The sequence below is a fragment of the Nocardia sienata NBRC 100364 genome (assembly GCF_001613205.1).
In the GTDB taxonomy this organism is placed as follows: domain Bacteria; phylum Actinomycetota; class Actinomycetes; order Mycobacteriales; family Mycobacteriaceae; genus Nocardia; species Nocardia sienata.
Window position 1 is genome coordinate 1 of sequence record NZ_BDBX01000134.1, and the last position, 571, is coordinate 571.

1 protein-coding gene is annotated in these 571 nt (G+C 64.6%); it reads left to right on the forward strand.

Annotated features, from left to right (window positions below; genetic code table 11):
- Window positions 1–15 precede the first annotated feature (15 nt).
- On the forward strand, window positions 16–571 hold a 556-nt coding region (locus tag NS4_RS31070; protein WP_439955825.1), incomplete at its 3' end, for a phosphopantetheine-binding protein.

Genomic DNA, 571 nt, shown 5'->3' on the forward strand with positions numbered 1-571 from the left:
GGGGCGGGCAGGCGGATGTATCGGACCGGGGACGTGGTGCGGTGGACCGCGGACAGGCAGCTGGAGTATCTGGGCCGTAACGATTCCCAGGTGAAAGTACGTGGCTTCCGCATCGAACTCGGCGAGATAGACGCCGTCCTGACCTCCGATCCGACGGTCGGTTTCGCCGTCACGTTGGCGCGTACCGGCCTGTCCGGTGACGGTGTACTGGTGTCGTATGTGCACCCGAGCAATGGTGGACCGGTCGACGTATCCGAACTGAAAACCCTTCTCGGCCAGAACTTACCCAGCTACATGGTGCCGGCGGCCGTCACGGTGCTCGACGAGGTCCCACTTACCCCGTCCGGGAAGCTGGATCGGCGGGCGTTACCGGCGCCGGACTTCACCACCACGGTGTATCGGGCGCCGTCGACACCGATGGAAGAGGCTGTAGCGGCGGTGTTCGCGGAGGTGCTCGGTATAGCGCGGGTCGGGGCCGACGACAACTTCTTCGACCTGGGTGGGCATTCATTGACCGCGACCCAGCTCGTGAGCCGGATCCGGACAGTGTTGGAGTTGGAGGTACCGATCC